Source organism: Nostoc sp. CALU 546 (assembly GCF_048836525.1).
This window is the reverse complement of the sequence record NZ_JAWJTF010000422.1, coordinates 1-1,284: the sequence shown is the minus strand read 5'-3', so window position 1 is coordinate 1,284 and position 1,284 is coordinate 1. Positions and strand designations below refer to the sequence as shown.

The window sequence follows — 1,284 nt, the reverse complement described above, 5'->3', positions numbered from 1 at the left end:
GAAGGACTTCAGGTGCTTCAGCTATTGAGTTACAATATTTTGGCAGCAAGAGACAATAGGTTCTGAAACAATCTCTTTAATCTCTGTTAAGTCCCCTTCTGAGGACAGCAATAAATCTTTCCAATCTTTTGTTACCTGTGCATCCTTGGGTTTTTGACGGCGTTCGTTAGCCAGGATCGTCAAAGCATCATACCAAAGACCATTTTCAGCGAACAGCAAAATCTGCTCTCTCGGTCTGCTTGCTTTCTCTAAATCATTTTTCACATTAGAGTTGATAGAAACTCGCTGAATATATCCTTTAACAAAAGTATCCTTCAAGCGATTTCCTGGATCGCACATATAGGATAATACCCAGTTATATTTTTTACCAATTTCTAAGGCTGGTATATTTTGAGGTAAGTTGACACTAATAATTCCTGGTGTACTTGTTAACTGAAAAGTAGTTTTATAAACCGGATTATTTTTATTATTTATTAGCAAGAACTCAACTGGATTTATGTCTGTGGGCTGGTAAGGAATATAAAACCAGAATGTCGGATGTTCAGAAATAGTTAAACCAATGTTTGTCTTTGGAACTAAAGCCGTCAGAGGTTTTTCAATCGCTGGACAATCCGCTCTTGCCGCAGCATAGCTTCGCTTACCAGGGGCACCTTTTGAGGGTAATAAGAAGCGAATAATCTGGGAAATAAGTCCTGAAGTTGGAGGTGTATTTGTAGGTACTGGGGTTTGAGGCTGTTGTTTTTTTGACTGCTTTGAAATAACTTCATTTTCCAAAACATTATTATAACGTGGGTTTGCTTTAACAAGAGGATAAGCGCCTAATGTTAAAGGGAAAATTAAAGCTAAACTCAGATGTCTAAAAAGTAACTTTATCATTTTTTCATAGAAGTATGGAATAAAGATATATACAAAATACACAGACATATTCTTCTGTCTTCTTAACAGCGTTTATACGCTAATTGGTGCATATAGCTAAACGTAATTATACTTGTAGCAAGGAAAGCTATGGTAGAAGGAAGAAATGGTAGCCAGTAGCCATGAATTAAAAGAAAAAAGCAGATGCCATAGGAGATGACAAAAATAATACCTGTGCTTATAATCACAAGAATTATTTTGCGATCGCGCCAAGCAAGTCTCTGCAACACAACTGCGCCAAACACACCTCCCGCTAAAGAACAGAGCCAGATGTAAAAAACATCTCCCCACCAAGGCAGTACTCTTAGCAGAGGACGACCATCTAATGCCGCACTAGTAATTTGACTTACCATTTGGGCTTGAACAAAT

At 37.7% G+C, this 1,284-nt stretch carries 1 protein-coding gene and 1 pseudogene; both read right to left on the bottom strand.

From position 1 onward, the window contains the following. Positions 1-21: 21 nt before the first annotated feature. Entirely contained in the window at positions 22-924 is a 903-nt protein-coding gene (locus tag RRG12_RS44215; RefSeq protein ID WP_420759561.1) for a DUF928 domain-containing protein, read from the bottom strand. 14 nt (positions 925-938) lie between these two features. Further along, positions 939-1,284: pseudogene (locus tag RRG12_RS44210) on the bottom strand (Chase2 sensor protein); the annotation flags it as partial.